We start from the raw sequence: 19,652 nt of genomic DNA, 5'->3' as shown, positions 1-19,652 counted from the left end.
TAGCGATCGCAGCAACGGCAAGGCCAGCAATAACCGGCGTCGGAAGCTTCCGAGGGGCGCGGTCGACCCGGTGCCTTGCACTGGCAGCGGCGGTCGATTCGGGGTACCTGTGCTTCATGTGGAAATTGGCTCCTGCATTCGCGGATCACGGTCCGGTAAAGGTGACTGGCGGAACGTTACCAGCGGTAGCCGGGCCGGAGCAATAGCTGACAGTAACGAGCTTGTTACGTTAGGTAGCTTAAACCTGGGTTAAATCGTGCCCTGTATAGGCCATATGTCCAGTATGGGGCTCTCCGAGGCGGCAACACGCCAGGCTCAGGAAATACGGGGAAAACAAATGTTCGCGGCCCATGAAGTCAAAGGTGAAGCCAAGGTCAGCGCAGGCGTAAGAATGCCGTTCGCTTTCTCGCAAAAGCGCCCGGGCGCGCAAGAAAATGCGACGTAGATCACGTCGAGAGTAGGTATTACGGCGCGCCGACACCCAGGAACGGGCCCGCGGCAGGTGCCGGGGAAGCCTCAGCGCCCGGTTTGGGCCGCGGAACGGTTGCGCTGCGTGATCTCGTCGGCAGGCCCAGCGGTGGGCGGTACGTCGGCGATCCGCTCGTGTACGTCGGTCTGGTCGCTCGCCCGAACGCCGGGAACGACAGCCTGCACCGCGGTGGCGTCAGCGTCGGCGGCGGTACCGACGGCGATGTCGGTGTCACTCTGCGAACGTTCGTTCCGGCGACCGGAACCTCGACGGTCCGGGGTGGGTCGTCCGGCCGCGCGTCGCTCGGCGGCCCGCCGCTCGTCGTCGGCGCGGCGGTCGTGCACAGCCGCGGACTCAGAATCCGGGACGTCTACGGCGCGCTGGCGCGGCTCAGCCGCGCTAGCGGGCGAGGCTACGTCACCTCTGGCGGTCGTCGCGGCCTGCGCGCTGGCGACGTCCACGACCCCCGCCGACCCCGGACCACCCTTGCCGGAGCGGGGACGGTCCTCAGCGGCCTCGCGCCGGCCGGACTTCGGCTCGTGCGCGCCCGCTTCCACGCGTGCTGCCTCAGGGTTGCGGTAGTACTCGTACTTCTGGGCCCCGCGCGGCGGCTGGACCATGTTGAACACGATTCCGGCGATAACGGCGCCGACGCGGCTCAGCCGTTCAACCGACTCGGTCAGGAACGCCTGATTCGTCTTGCCCGCGCGAACGACGAGCAGCGTCGCCTGCATGCTCGAGGCGACCTCGGATCCGTCTGCCACCGGCAGCAGTGGGGCGGAGTCGCAGATGACGTAGTCGAACCGCTCGGCCACCTCGTTGATCAGGGACGCGAAGTGGTTGGAAGCCAGCAACTCCGACGGATTCGGCGGCAACGCACCTGAGGTCACGACGAAGAAACCAGAGCCCAGGTCCTGCAGCACGTCGTCGAGGTCGGCGTTTCCGACCAGAACCGAGGTGAGACCGGCGGTGGAAGGCAGACCGAGGATCTTGCCGATCGTGGGCCGTCGCAGGTCGGTTTCGATCAGACAGACGGTCTTACCCGCCTCGGAGAGGCTTGCGGCCAGGTTGATCGCGACCGAGGTCTTACCGTCGGCGGACGAGGCGCTGGTGACCGAGATGATGCGGGGCGGGGAGTCGACCCCGACGAACTGGAGGTTGGTGCGCAGCTGGCGGAACGCCTCGCCGCGGCGGGAGTACCCGTCGGCGCGGAAGGCGATCGGCTGCGAGTTGGCCGCCCGATCGATCGGCACCACGCCGAGCACCGGAAGCCCCGACAGGTCCTCGACGTCGGTCGTCGACCGCAGTCGGGTGTCCAAACGCTCGCGCGCCACCACGTAACCCACGCCCACCAGCAGCCCAGCCAGCAGACCGAGGCCCAGGATGACCTTCTTTCGCGGCGCGATCGGCGCCTGCGGCGTCTGCGCCGGATGGATGACCGTCAGCTTCACCGGGGACTGCGTCGTGACCTTCGAACTCGTGGAGGAGGTGACCGACTCGATGTCCTGCACCGCGCCGATGAACTGCTCCCCCACTGCGTTGGCGATCAGCGCCGCCCGCGCCGGCGAGGCGTCGTGGACGTGAATGTCGATCAGGACCTTGTTCAGCGGTGCGCTGGCCGAGATCTTGGATGCGAGCTCGCTGTCGGTGAGCGCGAGGTTGAGCTTCTTGCGGACCGGGCCGGTAACGGCGGGGCTCGTCGAGACGTTGACGTAGGACTGCACCCGAGCCTGGATGAAGGTGTTGGCCGAGTTGAGCTGATTGACGTCGCCGGCACCTGAGGTCGCCACAAAAATCTCGACACCCGCGGAGTAGACCTTGGTCGAACGTGCAATGTCGGCCGCCGACAGTCCGGCACCGAGGATGACGCAGAGCACGACGATGGGCCACCGCTGACGCAGGATGGTCAGGAATTTGCTCGTGCTCACTTCGCCCCCAGAAAACGCTGTCGGGATAGCATACAGAAAATTTACTCTTTGATCACACTCGGTCGGCGCCGAGGTCGGTCACACGCTCACGCTTGTCACGAGCGCGCTGCTCCGGTGCGCTCCGATTGTCCTCCCCCGGGCCCGGGTCGACCCGCTGGCGCGAGTAGAGCCCCTGCCAGGACAGCGCCGGATCGTCCGAACGCATTACGGCCGCGCACGCGCCGATCCCGAGCAACCAGAAGCTACCCAACGACTCCCACGCGTGCAGAGCGAGGAAGAAGCCCGCCAGGCTCACCGAGATAGACGACAGTCCGATCGCGTGATGTTGCGGTATCGCGGTGATCGCCATCCAGCAGAAGAACGCATACAAGCCCAAGGCTATGACGCCGAACTGGGCCGCCGCGTAGACGACGTCGGAATCGACCGTCACCGAGACGTCGAGTAGTCCGGAGACCTCCGTGGAGAAGTACCAGGTCTGCGCCGGGATGCCGCCGAGGCCGTAGCCGAACGGTCGTGCGTGGATGATCTGGGGCAACAGGTAATAGAGGGCGGAGCGGTACTGGTTGCTGACCGCGGTCGTGTCCGTGCCGGGCAGCTCGGTGCTCCACAGGTAGGTCACGCCGAACCAGATGTAGAACACGATCGCCGCGAACAGCGTCGTGAAGAACACCCGATTCGACAATACGATCCGGGCGGCCAGCGGAAAGAGGCAGACGACCAGCACGAACAGCCCGATGCCGCTGGGACCGTTGCTCCCGGTCGCGACGATGCCGAGGAAGAGCACGACACAGGCAACGCGCTGGAACCGGTCGAGGGCATACCGGGCGATCGGTATGAGGGCCAGAAACAGCGTGGCCAGCACCAGCGGGTGATCGGCCCCGACGATCGCCCGCGTCTGCGAGTTGCGTACGTACTGCAGGTGGTTCGTATTGAGCAGTGAGGTTCCCGAGGCGTACTCGTACAGGGCCAAGGGCACCGTGAGCAGGGCGACGACGAGCAGGACCCGGCAGTAGAGGCGGTAGCGGCCGGTGCGCACGAGCTGCCAGCCCACGACCGCGGACAATGGGAACAGCGCGACCAGGCGCTCGAAGACGATGCCGGCCTGGAAGCCCTGTGCGGGCGCGATGAGCCGGCCGGCCTCCAGGACGACCCCGAAGTAGATCGCCATCACCGCGACGCGGCCCTTGAGGGACTGGCCCGGGCGAGCCGACTCGTAGCTCAACCGCCACCAGATGAGAAAGAGGAAGAACAGCATCGGGGTGATGACCCGATGCAGGTGGGACAGGAACAGGGCGTAGAAGAAGAACATGGCCAGGCCGAGGGCGAGCAGCTTGTGCAGGCCGTCGGCCGACCCGTTCAGCCGACGCGCCACCCGGCGGGGCCGGAAGGGGGTCTGCGACAAACCACGGGCGACGGGGACCGCGGCGGCTCGACTGGTGGTCACGGGTATCGCCGTGAGCTCGGGGACGCCGGTGCCGCCGGACGCGCCCGGCCGGCGATCTGGCACCGTAGGAATTTCACCACGGCTTCATTCTGCCGGATCAAATCACCCACCTGCCCTCGATCTGGTAACGCTTGTGTCACCGTGCGTTGTTAGCCTGTCGTCCATGAGCCGGGAGCGCCACCGTTGATCCTGTTCGTCTGCACCGGCAACATCCACCGATCCGCCGCCGCCGAGGCGATCTTCCGCGCCCGGATGGAAGCCGCGAGTGGATCCGCTCGAGCGCCCCGAGTCAGCAGCGCCGGCACGCGCGCGATGGTGGGGTATCCGATAGCGCCCGAGACTGCCTCGGTCCTGGCCGAGCTTCACGTCTCCGCCACCGGCCACGTGGCGCGCCAGCTCACCCCGGCGATCGCCCAGTCCGCAGACCTGATCCTCACCGCCGAGACCCAGCACCGCGATCAGATCATCGCCGAGCACCCCCGCCTACTGCGGCGCGCGTTCACACTGCGGGAGTTCGCCCGCCTGGGCCGCGCCGTTCCGGTAGCGGCACTGCCCGCCGACCTGGCCGCCCGGGTGCAGGCCGTCGCGGCGCTACGCGGCCGGGTCGACCGAGGCCCCGACTCCGACGACATCGCCGACCCGGTCGACCGCCCGCTGTCGGTCGTCCGGGACCGGATTCTCGAGGTGCAGGAAGCGGTCGAGGTTGTGGTGCGGTTGACCGCGCCGGCCAAGGAGTCTGGCTGAACCGGTCACCACCACAGCGACTTGGCCGCCGGGCTCGGCAGCTCGTAACGGAGCTCTCGGGTTCGTTCGGCAATCTTCCTGGCCGGGACCCCGGCATAGAGCGAGAACTCCTCGACCACACCACTGACGACCGCACCGGCGGCGATCACGGCGCCCGAGCCGATGACGGCACCGGGCAGCACCGTCACCCGGGGCCCGATCCAGGCCCGGTCGCCGATCGTGACCGCCTTCTTGATGTAGTCGAAGTCCGGTGAGTTCCAGGCGTGCTGCGCCGTCCAGATGTGCACTTGGGAGGACAAGTTGACGTCGTGCCCGATCGTCAGACCGCCGCGTGCGTCGAGGACCGCGTTCTCGCCGATATTGGCGCGCGGCCCGATGATCAGCCGGGCCGGGCCGCGGACCTGAAACCCGTGCGAGACGATGGCGAGCGGGTCGACCGCGGCGCCGAAAAGCCTCAGCACGGCCACCCGGAAGCGATGCACGGGCACCATCCCGACCACCGAGAGCAGTGCGAGCTCGATTTCCGAGCGACGCGATCCGATCGCGCGCTTGACTGTCTTGAGCAGGTTCGGCATGCACACTCCCCGAGTTCGAAACCACAGCGTATCGAGCCGCTGCTCACGGCATGATCGAATTGAGTACAGCGAACGCGACGCGACGGCCCACTTCGGGGCCTCCGCCGCGCCGAACGGATACGAACGATACGAACGGAAAGGGAGGCCATGACCGAACGGATCCAGCGGTCTCCGGACCGGGGCGAGCCGCGGCTGGTGGTGCTGCAGTCCTTTCCCACCCCACGACCGACCACGAACCCCTACCTGATCATGCTGGCCCAATCCCTCACCGCTACCGGGGAGCTCACGGTCGAGACCTTCACCTGGCGCCGTGCGTTGCTCGGGCGCTACGACCTGTTCCACGTTCACTGGCCGGAGATTCTCGTCTCGGGCCAGAGCCCCGCGAAGATGGTGGTCCGGCAGGTCCTGTTCGTCCTGCTGCTGTTGCGCTTGCGAATCACCCGGACGCCGTTGGTCAGAACGTTGCACAATGTCGACCTGCCCACGGGGATCTCCCGACGAGAGACCGCTCTGCTGCGCTGGGCCGAGCGCTGGACCACCCTGTGGATCACCCTCAACCCGGTGAGCCCGCTGCGAGCCGACCAGGCGGCCGTCATGATCCCGCACGGTCACTACCGGGATTGGTTCGCCGAACAGCGCGAGCCGGCCTCCACGCCCGGGCGGGTGGCCTTCGTCGGTTTGATCCGACGCTACAAGGGCGTTGAGCACCTCGTCACGGCGTTCCGCGGTCTGGCCGGAGCCGGCGCCGATGCGGGCGCGGGCGCCGACGGTGGGCAGAGCCTGGTGGTCGCCGGCCGCCCTTCCTCGGCTGAGCTCGAGCTCGAATTGCGCCAGTCCGCGGCCGACGATCCGAGGGTGGAGCTTCGATTCCGCTTTCTCAGCGACGCCGAGCTGGTCGCCGTGATCGGAGAGGCGGCCCTGGTGGTTTACCCGGCGCCCCTGATGCACAACTCCGGAGGCGCGCTGATGGCACTGTCACTGGATCGTCCCGTGCTGATCGTGGACAACGAGGTCAACCGGCTGCTCGCCGCGGAGGTGGGCGACGGTTGGGTTCAGCGGTTCGCCGGCGAGTTGACGACGGCGGATCTGCACACCGCGCTGAAGGCAGTCAGCGGCCTGGAGGGCCGTCCCGATCTGGGGGCCCGTGACTGGGACCGGTCCGGCTCGGCGCACCTGCTCGCCTATCGCCAGGCGCTGCGACTGTGCTTAACCTCGCGCCGCCGGGAGGTCACCGACGCTCCGTCCGCGCCCGATGCCGCGTCCCACGGAGGAACTCGATAGAACGCCGGGGATTGCGAAATCCCAGCGACAGCAACTGATAACCGCGATACCGCGGCACCCGATATCCCCCGAGCCGTCGCCCGATCACCCGTCCCAGCAGGGTTGCGCGACGAACGGTCTGCAGTGGCTGGATGGCGGCCACACTGGCCGCGGTGATCTCTTGCAACGCCAGCACCCCTGCCTGCTGGGCGGCCAGCAGCAGGTCGTGGCCCCGTTGCGTGCGGGCGATCGCCACCGAAGTTCCGGGCGCGTCGTCGAAGACCGGGTAGCCGCTGGCGTCGGTCTCCCAGTAGTCACCGACCGCGATGTCGGCGTGCCCACCGGTTCCGTCCGGGCAGATTCGGCAGCGAGACTGGATCTGCCGACCCAGATGTTTGCCCCAGGACTCGTCGTAGCTGATCGCGGCCTGTGCACCGGAGGCGTCGGCCACCGCGAACCGACCCGGCCAGCCGTTGCCCCGGTAACGCAGCGAGGTGACCGTCTCGGGGTCGACGCCGAGAGTGGCGACCAGCGACCGGGTGGCGTGCTGAGAGGGTGTGCCCGCGCAGAAGAAGGACAGCAGCAGGGGCGGCGGTTGCCCGTCCGAACGTGCGCCCGTGTCCTCGGCCCGGACGCGGGACAGCTGGCGCGCGGCGTAGGTCTCGCACGGCTTGCCCACGAAGACGCTCCCGGCTTGATCGGCGTCGAACGCTTCGGTCATCGCCACCGGGGCGTAGCGGGATCCGGCCGCGCGCAGCACGTCGTCGTAGCTGCGCTGGATCGACACCGATGTCGTCACCGGTCGCTGCGGATCGGCGGCCGCTCCGACCACCGCTGCCTGCTGGTTCGTCTCGAGGAGCCAGGCGTTGAGCGCGCTGATCACACCGCCGCTGCTGCCCGCGAAGCGCAGTGCGTCATCGGTCGACCACGCTGCCCACACCGAGACGTAATCGCCCACGGTGTCGTCGTGTTTCCGTCCGGCCCGTGGTTCGGCGATCACGGCGGCGCCCGGGCAGACGCGCCGGAAACGCGCGACCGCCTCTGGTGTGCGCGGGGCCGCGCTCACGACCGGACGCTGGAAGCCCCGGTCGTCCTCGGCCATCCGGACCTCGGGGAACAGGGCGGCACAGCCGCCGCAGCCAGAGCAGTTGCCGTTGGCCACGACCTCGGCGATCGCCGTCGCGACATCGTCCGTGCTCCGGTCGCGCGTCACGAAAAGACCTTCTTCCCGAATTCGACAACGGTGGCCAGGTCGGCCCGTACCGGCTTCACGACCGCGGCGAGCGCATAGACGGCGATACAGGCCAGCAATCCCGCGACAAGGCGCAGCAGGTCGGCCGAATGGGCCAGCATCGATGAGGCGAGGAAGGTGGCAAGCGCGGCGGCACCGGCGCAGGTCAGGATTCGGCCGGCTCCGACCAGCAGCGCTCTGGTCGGTATGGGGGTACGGCTGCTGAGCCACCACAAAGAGATCGGCCAGGAGATCGCCGGGGCGATGGCGTATCCCGCCGCGACCCCCTTCAGGCCCCAGGTGCTGCCCACGAGGATGCAGGTGACCTTGATGGCGAAGGAGATCAGCGTGTAGCGGAACAGGTCCCGGGTCAGCCCGCGGCTGAGATAGATCCAGTACCCGACGAAGGACAACATCTGGAAAGCTCCCGCGACCGCCAGCAGGGCGAGGATCGTCGGGACCTCGTGCCACTTGCTGCCCAGCAGGAAGTCGACCAGCGGAGCGGCCGCACCCACGACGAAGGCCAGTCCGGCCACGACTGTGTAGCCGAAGGCGATCTGGCCCCGACGGATGTAATCGCCGGCGCGCACCGGGTCGTCCTGCAGACGCGACAGGACCGGGAGCGCCACCGTCGTCGCCGGAGTACGGAACTGGTTGAGCGGATTCATCAGCAGCTGGAAGGCGCGGTTGTAGATGCCCAGTGGGGTCGTGCCGAACCGCAACCCGATCGTGAGCGAGTCGACGTTGTTGCTGACGTAGTTCACCAGCTGGGTCGCGACGAAATTGCCGCCGAAGCGCAGGAAGCGGCCCATCGGGATGCCCCGGGTGTAGCCGCCGGGAATCCACCGGCCGAAGATCGTCACCAGCACCAGAACGGTCGCGACCTGAGCGATCTGCGATCCCACGAGCGCCCAGTAGTGCGCGCCGAGGGCGGCGCACGTGATGGCTACCGTGACGTTGACGACCTGGGCGGCCAGGTCGGCCACGGTGAGCATTCCAAAGCGCATGTTCCGGTTGAGGTTGGCCCGTAACTGGGTGGTGCACCCGTTGATCAGGAAGATCACCGACAGCACCCGGGCGATCGGGACCAGCTGGTGCTCGGAGAACAGCGCGGCGACCAGCGGCGCGCTGAGAAAAACGATCGCGGTGAGCAGCGCACCGATACCGGCGTTGATCCAGAACAGGTTGCTGCGCTCGGCGTCGGAGAGCTGCTTGGCCTGGATCGCGGCCGAGGACAGACCGAAGTCGCGGAAGATCTCACCGATCCCGGCGATCACCAACACCATGGCGTACAGGCCGTAGTCGTGCGGACTGAGCAGCCGGGCCAGTGCGATGACCGCGGTCATCTGCAGCAGAACCTGCGACAGTTGCCCGCCGAGGGTGACCAGCGCGCCGCGCGCGGTGCGGCGGCCGAGCTTGTCCGGCGGGGCGGTCAGCGAACCGACTTCAGACATTCCTCGGCCCGTCCTAGCAATTCTTGAGCCCGCTCGCGAGCCAGGTCCGCGCGCTTGTCCAGGTCGGGAGCGTCCAGTGCGGCCAGTACGGCCGTCGCGGGATCGGGGTCCGTGCGCAGATCGACGGTGTTGTCCCACCCGATACCGTCCAGCAGCGGTTTGAACTTGCGCGAATAGGCCAACGGGACGGCCGGCGTGCCGACCGAGATGCCGTTGAGACAAGCATGCATCCGGGACCCGATGACGACGTTGCCGGTCGCCAGCATGCTCCGGACGTCGGACAGCGATTGCGGGACGAGCACCTCGAGGTCGTGGTCCAGTTCCGCCCGCACCGCCTCGATGGCGGGGATGTCGTTGTCGGCGACCTCCGAGGCCAGCACGTGGGCCAGCAGGGAGATCCGGCGCCCGGCGCTGGTCAGCTCCCGGCAGAGCTCGATGACCGTCCGGCGGTAGGCCGCGGCGTCAACGTGCGGGTTGTCCTGCCAGAGCAGGCCGGAGACGTTGAACAGGACATCGCGCGTGCGATCGGCCACCGGCACGTCCACGGCGAAGACGACATCGGTGGTCAGCGCGTCGGGACGCCGGCCCAATTCGACGGCGCAGTCGTAACTGAGTTGATCGCGGGTGAGCACGGCGGACGCGGTCTTCAACGATCGCCTGGCCAGCAGTCGGCCGCGTCGGCTGGAGAACGGTCCGATGGTCTGGGGCCCGATCACGACGGGCACCTTCATGCGGTGGGCGAATTCCGTCGCGGCGGTCATGGTCGTCAGCCGGTGCAGGCCGTAGATCTCGGCGAAACTGTCACCGGCACGGGTGTCGACGACCAGATCGAAGGTGCGCATCCAGTCACGTAGCTCGCTGTTGCGATCGAGGTAGGCCCTGGCCAGCCGCTTGGGGTCGCCGATCCGGCTGGGCGCGTCGCCGGGGCCATAGCTCTGGAAGCGCACGTCGGCCTCGGGCCACACCCGGCGCACCAGCGCCGCCGTTCCCGCGCCCAGCGCCTGCACCCCGAGGTTGGAGGAGTTCGCCTCACCCCACAAGACCAGAACCTTCATGCCGCGGTCGTCCTCTTCCCGTGTCCCGTTTCCCGCGGAGAGCCGTCCTCGCGCCGGTATTCCTGATAAACATGCCCGACGCTGCCCATGACCATGCCCGCGCCACGCGCTGCCGTTCTGAGCCCGCGGGCCTGGTGGCGCGGCGAGCGCAACGCGTAGCCGAGACCGGCCTGCGCGATACCGGCGACGGTCCGCGGCAAACCGAGCCCCAGACCCCGCAGCCGAGCCTGCCAGCGTTGCCGAGGGCCCTCGGCCAGGCGCAGCGCGACCCGGGTCACCGAGTTCCCACTACTGAACGCGCGCGCCAGCACCCAATGACGCGTCAACCGTTCCACGGGGACCCGGTCGGTCACGAGAGCCTCGTTGCACCACACCATGCGCTCACCGCGTGCGGCGAGCGTGCGCGTGAACAGCGTGTCCTCGCCCCCGCTCAGCCCGAAATCGACGTCGAAGTCCAGCCCGGCGGCGCGCACCACATCCAGGTCGAGCAGGAGGTTGTTGGTCGCCGCGACGTGGATGGCAGTGCCGGTGGGAAGTCGGCGGCGGCGGAAGAAGTCGCCCGCGGCGATCCACGGCGGCAGCGGTGCGTCGAACTCCGACTCGACGGCCCCGGCGACGACCGCCGCACCGGCCTCGGCACGCGTCTTCAGCAACCGGGCCAGCCAGTGCTCGTGCGGGCGTTCGTCATCGTCGATGAAGACCAGGAACCGCGCATCGGCGGCTTCGGCCAGGGCCCGGTTGCGAGCGTTGGCGATACCCGGCAGCGGCTCGCAGACGTAACGGAGTCGGTGCGAAGCGAACTCGCCGACGGCCTCTCGTGCGCTGGCCAGCGGATCGTTGTCGACGACGAGCACCTGGGCGATCACACCGAGGTCCGGGTCGTGGCTGACGTCCTCGGCCTGAGCCAGCAGCAGCGGCAAGGCCTCGGCGATGTCCTGCTCGCGGCGGTAGGTCAGCACCGCGATGGTCAGCCGCTCGGGCACGAGCTCGCTCACGTCTGCCGCCCGCTCTGCCAGGTCTGGTCGTCGGCGAGCAGGACGCGGTTGAGCTCGTCCCGGTAGCGCTTGAGCGAATGCCGTTCCTCGGCCACGGCCGCGTCGGCCAGGGCGGCCCCGCGCAATGCGGACCAGTCCGCGACCATCGCCTCCACGGCGTCGGCCCAACTCGCCGGCGCAGCGGGGTCCAGGGCGCGCGCGGAGGTATAGCCGGCCGCCGCCTCCATCAGCCCGCTGGTCGCGCTGACGAGCAGCGGACGGGCCGCTAGCACCGCTTCGACCGCGGTGTTGCCGAAGGGCTCGTCGGCCACGGAGGGCACCAGCACGATGTCGGAGTCGGCGATCAGCGGCCAGACGTCCTGCTCGAAGCCTGCGAATCGGACCCGATCGCTCAGACCCTGGGTCTGCACGGTCGTCCGCAAGTCGGTCTCGAACCACTCGTAGCCACGAAAGACCGAGCCGAGCAACACCAGGTGCGCCTCATGCCCGCGGCGGGCCAGCTCAGCCAGAGCCGCCAGCGCCACCTGCGGTCCCTTGCGTGGCGAGAGCCGCCCGATGAACAACAGCCTCGGGCCACCGAGCAGGTCCTCACGGGCCGGCACGAGCTGCTGCGGGCCGATGACGCCGTTGTAGACGACCACCGAGCGACCGGCCAGCCGCGGGATTGCCGAGACCAGCACATCCAGACTGAACTGGCTGTTTACCACCAGCCGGGACGCGGCCAGCGCGGGCGCTGCGAGCAGCATCCGGACCGGCCGAGGCGCTGAACGCTCGGCTTCGTGGACGTGGCAGACGACTCGGCGACCCAGCAACCGGCCCAGGATGAGCCAGGACGGAACCGTGATGGTGCTGACATAGACCGCCGCGCGGCCGTGGCGGCGAATGAGACGAACCGCCGGGATCAGACCGATGACCGCGTCGGCCAGCAAGGCGAGAAAACCCCGCGGGCGCAGCGCGGACTTTCGGACGACCGGCATCCGGCACTGGACCACCTGACCGCCGCGCTGCTCGATCTCGGCCACGAGCGGGCCGGCGGACGGCAGCGCGACCGTGACCGCACAACCGGAATCGGTCAGGGCACTGACCGTCTCGAGCATGACCCGGTCAGAACCGTAGAGCTCCGCTCCGGGGTGGGCGATCAAGACCGCCGGGCGCTTCGTGGACGCCGGGACGGGTCGGTAGCCGGTCAGGACGGTCCGCAGGGCGAGCCGTGCTCCCGACAGCGATCCTCGGACAGCGGCCAGCAGGGGACGCGGCGAGTGCACCAGCTGCCGGCGGCCGCCACGCAGCAGGATCTCCCAGCTGACCGCGGGCGTGCGCACCAGCCAGCGCGCGACCTCGCGGCGGGGCAGTGCGCCGGCGGCGAAGGCCAGCCGGTTTCGGCAGTTGTAGCGGTAGTACAGGCCGGACTTGGCTCGGCCGGAGCGCTGCTGGGTACCGCCTTCGTCGTGGACGGCGACCAGGTCGCGGCGCAGCAGGAGACGACCGCCGGCCGCCTCGACCCGGTAGCTCAGTTCGACATCCTCCCAGTACAGGAAGAGGGACTCGTCGAAGCCGCCGGCGCGCTCGAGGAGTTGTTCGTGCAGCATCAGGCAGGCCCCGGGCAGCCAGCCCTGCCAACCGGGCTCGACCACACCCCCGGCCGCGTCGAGCCGGACCCGGTCCGGCGTCGCGGCGTCGCGGGGCAGCAGGCTGCGAATCCGTCCGTCGGCCAGGTTGAAGCTCGATCCGTTGTACTCGACCGCACCGGCCGCGGTCTGAACCTGCGGGCTGACCATGGTCAGCGGAGCATCCAGGACCTCGCGGTGCAGCGCGGCCGCGACATCCGCCTCGATCCGGGCGTCGGGATTGAGGATGAGGAACGCCGCGCACCGGGCGGTGGCCGCCGCGATCCCGGCGTTGACACCGGCGCCGAAACCCGGGTTGCCGTCCTGGGCCACCAGCAGCCAACCGTGCGTCCGGGCCAAGTCCTGCGCCGCCGCGCGTTCGTCGGCGGAGACGAAGTTGTCGACGACCACGACGTCGGTGCTCGCTCGGTCGAAGGGCATGCCGGCCAGGTTGGCCGCCAGAAGCGCGTGTGCGCCGTAGTTGACCACCACGATCGCCAGCCGCTGGGTTCTGTCGACGGAAGGCGCTCCGCCGTCCAGACCGGGCTCGGACATCGTCCCTCTCAATCCACGTTTCGGGTTTGCAAGCACGCTGCCGGTAATCGTCCTCCATCGAGGCACCCGCGCGGGCAGCAATACTTTACGAATACATTAACTCGTTCTTCAAATGGAGCCGCCCGGTCGTTGCCGAGTACCTGGGCAACGACCGGGCGAGCTCCGAACGTGGTGCGTACTTCTGACTGCTTACTGCAGGGCGGTCACCGAAAGGTTGTCGTACTTCGCCGTCACCGGCAGGGTGGTGGCCGAACCCGACAGGTAGGACTGCAGGCCGAACGAGCCGGCGCGCTGCAGGCTGGCCTCGGTGTCGGTGGTCGAGATCTGGGCGAGGGCAGGCTCAGCAGTGCCCGCCTTCCAGATCTTGCCGGACAGGGTGGTGGTGCCGTTGCCCGAGACCGTCGCCTTGATCCGGTACACATCACCGGCGGTGTAGGTCACCCCGCTCACCGTGAGCGACTTCAGTGTGGTCTCGACGCCGGCCACGACCTTCGTGACGAGCATCTGAACACTGCCGCCGGCCACGAAGCGGGCCTTGACCCGGTAATCGGTCGTGCCCGAGTGGCGCAGCACCAGGTTGACGTAGGTGCCGCCGCCGGTCGCCGCGCTGTCGAGTGATGCATCGACGGCGAGGACGGCGTCCTGCTGGGAAACGCTGTTCAGGTACGCGGTCGGACCCGACCCGGCGGTCTTCATCGCCATCGTCGCGGCCGATCCGTTGACGTTGTACAGCGAGGCCGTAGCCACCGTCCAGGCACCACCCTGGTCAGCCGTACCCCAGCCGTTGGCGACTGTGCGGGTGAAGGCGTCGGAGGCGAAGACCTGGGCACCGGCCGCGGTCACCGTGACGGACTTGGTGATCGCGTTCGTCAGGTTTCCGTTGTCGGTCACCGTCAGGGTCACCGAGTAGGTCCCGGCACTGGCGTAGGTGTGCGACGGGTTGATCGCGGTGCCGTGGGCGGTGTTGTCACCGAAGTTCCAGTCGTAACCGGTGATCGTGCCGTCGTCGGTGGAGGTGCTGCCGTCGAAGCTGGCAACCAGACCGTTGGTCGAGGACGTGAACGCCGCGACCGGAGGCTGGTTGGCCGCCGGAGCGGTCACCGTGAGGGACTTGGTGATGGAGTTCGTCGCACCGCCGTTGTCGGTCACGGTCAGCTTGACCGAGTAGGTACCGGCGTTGGCGTAGGTGTGCGACGGGGCCTTGGTCGTTGCGTGCGTCGTACCGTCACCGAAGTCCCAGTCGTAACTGGCGATGGTGCCGTCCGAGTCCGTTGACGTGCCTGCGTCGAAGCCCACCGTCAACCCGTTGGCCGCGGACGTGAAGGCCGCGGTCGGCGGGTTGTTGGTCCCCACCGGGGTCCCCGGCGCGACAACCCGCAGGTTGTCGTAGCCGAAGACCACAGGTGCGTTGGTGGAGCTGGCCGACAGGTAGGACTGGATGCCGAAGCCGCCAGCTGCCTGCAGACCCGACGTGCCGTCCGTGACCGAGATCTGGGTGGCCGGTTCGGTCGTACCCGTCTTGAAGAGCGTCGCGGTCAGCGTCGTCGGGTTGGCACCCGTCGCGGTGGCGTGGAAGCGGTACATGTCGCCCGGGGTGTAGCTGGCCCCCGGGATCGTGTAGCTCTTCAGGATGGTCTCGGTGCCGGACACGACCTTGGTGATCACCAGCTGCAGACCGCCGCCGGCCAGGAAGTGCTCCTTGATCCGGTAGTCGGCCGTGGCCGTACGACGAACCAGCAGGTTGACGTAGGCCCCACCGGTGCCGGTCGCCGCCTTGTCCATGGAGGTGTCGACAGTGACGTCGACATCCGCCGCGGAGACCGAAGCCAGGCTGGCGATCGGTCCGGAACCGGCCGCCGTCACCTTGGCCGAGGCCGTGCCATTGCCCACGGTGAAGTTGCTCGCCGTTCCGCCGATCGTCCAGGGACCGCCGACGTCCGCCGTGCCCCAGCCGCTGCTGGAGGTGCGGCCGAAGGCATCGCTGGCGTACACCGTTCCGGTACCCGCCGGGGCGGTCACCGTCACCGACTTCGTCGTGCTGGTTGCCGCGCCCTTGTCGTCGGTCACGGTCAGCTTGACCGTGTAGGTACCGGCGTTGACGTAGGTGTGCGACACGGTGCTGCCGGTGCCGTGGGTGCTGTTGTCACCGAAGTCCCAGTCGTAGCTGGCGATGGTGCCGTCAGTGTCCGTTGACGCGGTTCCGTCCAGGGCGACCGACAGGTTCGTCGGGGTGGCCGTGAAGGAAGCGGTCGGCGGAACGTTCGGAGCGGTCACGGTGACCTGGTGGCTCACCGACGCGGCTGTGCCGTCGTTGTCGGTCACCGTCAGAACGACCGTGTAGGTACCGCCCGCTGCGTAGGTGTGCGACGGGCTGACCACGGAGCCATGAGCGCTGCCGTCACCGAAGTCCCAGTCATAGGTGGCGATCGTGCCGTCGGCGTCGGAGGACCCGGTGCCGTTGAACGATGCCGCCAGGCCGTTGGTGGACGAGGTGAACGCCGGCGTCGGAGCCTGGTTTCCGGTGATCACGATGCTGTGGCTGACGGTGGCGGTACCACCGTCGTTGTCCGTGACCACCAGCGTGACCGTGTAGGTACCGGTAGTGGCGTAGCTGTGCGAGGTCGTCTTGGTCGTCAGCGTCTGGACGGCCGATCCGTCACCGAAGTTCCAGGCGTAGCTGCTGATGGTGCCGTCGGAGTCCGTCGAGGCGGAGGCGTCGAAGGAACCGACCAGCTTGCTCGGAGTTGCGGCGAAGGCTGCGGTCGGCAGCACGTTCGGCGCCTTGACGACCACGTCGTGGCTGACCGTGTCCACTCCGCCGCGGTCATCGGTCACCGTCAGCGTGACGGTGTAGGTGCCCGAGGTGGCGTAGGTGTGGTTCGGGGTCACGCCGGTGTCGCTGGAACCATCGCCGTAGGACCAGGAGTAGCTCACGATCGAGCCGTCCGAGTCGTGGGAGGCGCTGGCGTCGAAGGCTGCGCTCAGTCCGGTCGGCGTCGCCGTGAAGGCGGCCGTCGGCGGGACGTTGGCGGCCAGCACGGTGACGTCATGGCTCACCGTGTTGGTCAGGCCACCACCGTCGGTGACCGTCAGCTTCGCCGTGTAGGTGCCACTTGCCGCGTAGGCGTGGGTCGGGCTGACGGCGGTGCTGCCGGTGCCGTCACCGAAGTCCCACGAGTAGCTGGCGAGCGCGCCGTCCGGGTCACTGGACGCCGAGCCGTCGAAGGCGACCGACAGGTTCGTCGGGGTGGCCGTGAAGACTGCCGTCGGCGCGTGGTTGATCAGCGACGCCGCCGCGAAGTGGGCGTCGATCTGCGACTGGGTCAGGACCCCGCCGTAGATCGCGACCTCGTCCACCGTGCCCTGGAACCAGCTGGTGCCGTTCCAGGCCGTGTCGCCGCCGACGCGCCAGTAGCCGTCGTAGTCCTGGTTGTTGGTCTGGCCGTTGGTGCCCACCAGGACGTCGTCGACGTAGAGCTTCATGCCGTCGCTGCCCTGCGTGGCGACCAGGTAGTGCCACGCGCCGTCGTTGTACCCGTTGTTCGCCGAGGTGGCGATGTTGGTCTGGCCGGTCCAGGTACCGAAGTTCAGTCGGCCGTCCCCGTCCATGTAGACGTGGCGGTCGTAACCACCGCTGTTACCGGTGGGCGAGGCGCCGAAGCCGATCAGCTTGCCACCGTTGGTGGTGGTCGTCTTGAACCACAGCTCCTCGGTGTAGGACTTCGGGTCCGAGATCAGGCCCGAGGCGAGGTTGCTGCTGTCGGTGCCGGGGAAGGTCACGGCCTTGCCGCCGGCGCCGGTGACCGGGCTGGTCACGCCGTAGGTCTCGTTGCCGTAGTAGGTGCCGTTGTTGTTGTTGCCGGAAACGTCCTGAGCCGGGGTGCCGGCCGCGTCGTCCATGCGGTAGTAGATGTCGGGCGAGTCGCTGTAGACGGCCTTGCCGTACTTGTCCGACGGCGAGGTGCTGCCCGGCAGGCTGTAGCCGGCGTCGACGTAGTGCTTCTGCACCTGGGCCTTGGTCAGCACGGTCGGGTAGATGGAGACGTCTGCAACCTGACCGTCGTAGTACTGGTCACCGCCCCAGGAGTTGTCACCACCGATACGCCAGTAGCCGCTGTAGTCCTGGGCGAAGGTGGCGCCGTTGGTGCCGATCTTCTTGCCGTCCAGGTACAGGGTCAGGCCCGTGTTCGTGAAGGTACCCACCACGTGGTGCCACTTGCCGTCGTTGAAGCCCGGTGAGCTGGCCACGGTGCTGGTGTTGTTGTTGTAGACACCGAAGTACACCTTGCCGCTGCCGTCCATGAAGATGTGACGGTCGTAGCTGCTGGACAAGCCGGACGAGGCGTTACCGAAGCCCACGATCTTTCCACCGGTGCTGCTGGTCGTGTTGAACCAGGCCTCGATGGAGAAGGTCTGGGGGCCGGTCACGGCCACCGGGTCGACGGCCAGACCCGTGTTGCCGTCGAAGGTGGAGGCCGTGCCGCTGTCACCGGTGACAGGGCTGCCCGAGGTACGGGTCACGCCGCTGTTGGTGGTCAGGTCGTCGAAGCCGATGTAGTCGTAGCTGGTCGAGGTGCCGGCGCTCTCGTTCAGCGGCCAGAAGTGCTGGGCACCGTCGGCCTTGACGTCGGCCGAGTAGGCCGTCGCGCTGCTGTTGGCGGTCGACACCGTCACCGAGACGTTGTCGCCGGTGACCGTGTTGTTGGAGCCGTCGGTGGCCGAGACCCGGTAGGTGTGGGTGGATCCGGGAGTCACACCGGAGTCGATGAACCCGAGGTTAGGTCGGTTCCAGTACTCCGAATCCGCCGTCACCGTGTAGACCGGGTTGGCCGTGTTGTTGTCACGGATGACCTTGTACGTGAGGGTCTTGTCGTCACGGTCCCAGTTGGACTGCCAGGTGACCCGGACGGTGCCCGCGGAGAACGAGGTCAGCGTCGGCACGAAAGCGGCACCGGTGACCCGGGGCTTCTGCGCGTTCGGCGCGATCGACTTGACGGCGAACCGGACGAGACCCTGCTGGGCCGCCCCGTTGACGCCGGGGAACTCGCCACCCATGACTACGTACTTGTCATTACCGGTGACGGTCCAGGCGGCCTGGCCCTGACCGGTGTAGCTGCCGGTGTAGAAGTCCGGGAACCAGTTGACCAGCGACGGGCTCGGTGAGCCGGCGAAGTTGTAGTAGCCGAGCGGGTCGTTGCCGATGGTGCCGGTCGCCTGCGTGGTGAAGGCCAGCGCGTGCTTCTGGTTGACCGACCACGGGTCGCTCTGCGGGAAGCCGCCGATGTTGCCACAGTAGTGCGCGTGGCTCACGGTGTAGACCGTGCCGGCGAAGGCGTAGGCGTCGTAGGTGTCGCCGTGGCAGTCCTCGATCCAGTTGAGGTTGCCGGTCGTCGGGTCGGCCGAGAACGTGCCCTCGAGGTTGCCGCCGGAACCGAAGACGTAGCCGGTTCCGTAGATCGCGGTGCCGTCGGTGGTCAGGCTTTCGATGGCGGCCTGCGGGCCGGCGTCACGAACCGGGTTGGGGGACGCGGTCGTGGCGTTCCAGGCCTGCAGGGCACCGGTGGTGTCGTCGACGGCGGCCAGGCCGTAGGCGGGCAGGCCTCCGACGTTCTGGAAGGAACCGCCGATGATGAGCTTGTTGCCGACCGGCGAGATGACCATCGCGTTGATGTTGCTGTCGGCGTTGGGGTTCCAGGGCAGCAGCGCGCCGTTGCCGGCGCTGAAGGCCGCCACGTGATTGCGCTGGACCGCGCCGGTCGCCGAGGTGAACAGGCCGCCGACGTAGACGGTGGAGTTCGTCACCGCGAGCGCGTTGGCCTGGGTCGAGAGCACCGGTGCGAAGCTGCTCACCAGACTGCCGGTCGCGGTGTCGAAGGCGGCGATGCGGTAGCGGTTGGCGCCACCGGCGGTGGTGAAGTTGCCGGCGACGTAGACGCGGGTGCCGTCCGGGGAAGCCTTGACCGACTTCACGACACCGTTGGTGCCCGGGTTCCACGAGGTCATGACGCCGGTAGTGAGGTCATAGGCCATCAGGTTGCTGCGGCTGACCGTGTTGACCCCGGCCGCCGAGCCGTAGGGCCGGGCGGTGGTGAACTGGCCGCCGACGTAGACGGTGTTACCGACGACCGCCTGCGACCAGACGACGCCGTCGATCTGCGCGGTGGGCAGCGCGTCGGCCGTGACCGTGGAAGCAGAGCGATCCGCGATCGGCGACACCGCCGCCCCGGCCGCACCCGCGCTGATCGCCAGCGCGGTGACCGTGCTCGTAGCCAAGCCGAGCACCGCCGCGATGGCGATCACCCGCTTGGACCTGACATTGACAATGCGCATTAGAG

Annotated in this window: 11 protein-coding genes; 2 read left to right on the top strand and 9 right to left on the bottom strand. The window is 68.2% G+C overall.

The window, feature by feature from the left end; genetic code table 11:
* Window positions 1-516 precede the first annotated feature (516 nt).
* Window positions 517-2,397 carry a tyrosine-protein kinase domain-containing protein gene (locus M6D93_RS05010; protein WP_249773262.1) on the bottom strand — a complete coding sequence of 627 codons (1,881 nt, stop codon included), beginning with the start codon at window positions 2,395-2,397 and terminating at the stop codon, window positions 517-519.
* A gap of 52 nt (window positions 2,398-2,449) precedes the next feature.
* On the bottom strand, window positions 2,450-3,841 hold the full coding sequence (locus M6D93_RS05005; RefSeq protein ID WP_249773261.1) for a hypothetical protein: 1,392 nt from the start codon (window positions 3,839-3,841) through the stop codon (window positions 2,450-2,452).
* A 183-nt stretch (window positions 3,842-4,024) separates the two neighbouring features.
* On the opposite strand from M6D93_RS05005, the gene M6D93_RS05000 reads away from it, so the two are divergent.
* A complete protein-coding gene (locus tag M6D93_RS05000) occupies window positions 4,025-4,585 on the top strand; it encodes an arsenate reductase/protein-tyrosine-phosphatase family protein (protein ID WP_249773260.1) in 561 nt (186 codons plus the stop codon).
* A 5-nt stretch (window positions 4,586-4,590) separates the two neighbouring features.
* Here the strand turns inward: M6D93_RS05000 and M6D93_RS04995 are convergent, their stop codons facing one another.
* Complete coding sequence (locus M6D93_RS04995; RefSeq protein ID WP_249773259.1) at window positions 4,591-5,160, bottom strand: acyltransferase; 570 nt, start codon at window positions 5,158-5,160, stop codon at window positions 4,591-4,593.
* Window positions 5,161-5,307: 147 nt separating this feature from the next.
* Between M6D93_RS04995 and M6D93_RS04990 the strand changes: the two genes are divergently transcribed.
* Window positions 5,308-6,441, top strand: a complete 1,134-nt coding sequence (locus M6D93_RS04990) for a glycosyltransferase family protein (protein WP_249773258.1) — start codon at window positions 5,308-5,310, stop codon at window positions 6,439-6,441.
* Here M6D93_RS04990 and M6D93_RS04985 read toward each other — a convergent pair.
* From M6D93_RS04985 to M6D93_RS04960, 6 genes are all read right to left on the bottom strand, one after another.
* Window positions 6,389-7,633 carry a Coenzyme F420 hydrogenase/dehydrogenase, beta subunit C-terminal domain gene (locus M6D93_RS04985; protein WP_249773257.1) on the bottom strand — a complete coding sequence of 415 codons (1,245 nt, stop codon included), beginning with the start codon at window positions 7,631-7,633 and terminating at the stop codon, window positions 6,389-6,391. The two genes, M6D93_RS04990 and M6D93_RS04985, sit on opposite strands and share 53 nt — an antisense overlap.
* Window positions 7,630-9,105, bottom strand: a complete 1,476-nt coding sequence (locus tag M6D93_RS04980; RefSeq protein WP_249773256.1) for a lipopolysaccharide biosynthesis protein — start codon at window positions 9,103-9,105, stop codon at window positions 7,630-7,632. The genes M6D93_RS04985 and M6D93_RS04980 overlap by 4 nt, the downstream gene beginning before the upstream one ends.
* The gene (locus M6D93_RS04975; RefSeq protein WP_249773255.1) at window positions 9,084-10,160 is read right to left on the bottom strand and encodes a polysaccharide pyruvyl transferase family protein; all 1,077 of its coding nucleotides are present in this window, start codon (window positions 10,158-10,160) and stop codon (window positions 9,084-9,086) included. The genes M6D93_RS04980 and M6D93_RS04975 overlap by 22 nt, the downstream gene beginning before the upstream one ends.
* Window positions 10,157-11,155: a glycosyltransferase family 2 protein gene (locus M6D93_RS04970; protein WP_249773254.1), complete on the bottom strand. Its 999-nt coding sequence runs from the start codon at window positions 11,153-11,155 to the stop codon at window positions 10,157-10,159. Before M6D93_RS04970 ends, M6D93_RS04975 begins: the two co-directional genes overlap by 4 nt.
* Window positions 11,152-13,317, bottom strand: a complete 2,166-nt coding sequence (locus M6D93_RS04965; protein ID WP_249773253.1) for a glycosyltransferase — start codon at window positions 13,315-13,317, stop codon at window positions 11,152-11,154. The genes M6D93_RS04970 and M6D93_RS04965 overlap by 4 nt, the downstream gene beginning before the upstream one ends.
* Before the next feature lie 189 nt (window positions 13,318-13,506).
* Window positions 13,507-19,647 (bottom strand): PKD domain-containing protein, encoded by a 6,141-nt coding sequence (locus M6D93_RS04960; protein ID WP_249773252.1) that lies wholly within the window; start codon window positions 19,645-19,647, stop codon window positions 13,507-13,509.
* Window positions 19,648-19,652: the final 5 nt, after the last annotated feature.

This window comes from Jatrophihabitans telluris (assembly GCF_023516435.1).
GTDB lineage: Bacteria > Actinomycetota > Actinomycetes > Mycobacteriales > Jatrophihabitantaceae > Jatrophihabitans_A > Jatrophihabitans_A telluris.
The sequence above is the reverse complement of the archived record's forward strand: the minus strand, read 5'-3'. Positions and strand labels throughout refer to the sequence as shown.

Coding starts and splice junctions, on each gene's coding strand:
- M6D93_RS04965 (WP_249773253.1), bottom strand. CDS start 13,317: ATGTCCGAGCCCGGTCTGGACGGCGGAGCGCCTTCCGTCGACAGAACC.
- M6D93_RS04990 (WP_249773258.1), top strand. CDS start 5,308: ATGACCGAACGGATCCAGCGGTCTCCGGACCGGGGCGAGCCGCGGCTG.
- M6D93_RS04995 (WP_249773259.1), bottom strand. CDS start 5,160: ATGCCGAACCTGCTCAAGACAGTCAAGCGCGCGATCGGATCGCGTCGC.
- M6D93_RS04960 (WP_249773252.1), bottom strand. CDS start 19,647: ATGCGCATTGTCAATGTCAGGTCCAAGCGGGTGATCGCCATCGCGGCG.
- M6D93_RS04975 (WP_249773255.1), bottom strand. CDS start 10,160: ATGAAGGTTCTGGTCTTGTGGGGTGAGGCGAACTCCTCCAACCTCGGG.
- M6D93_RS04980 (WP_249773256.1), bottom strand. CDS start 9,105: ATGTCTGAAGTCGGTTCGCTGACCGCCCCGCCGGACAAGCTCGGCCGC.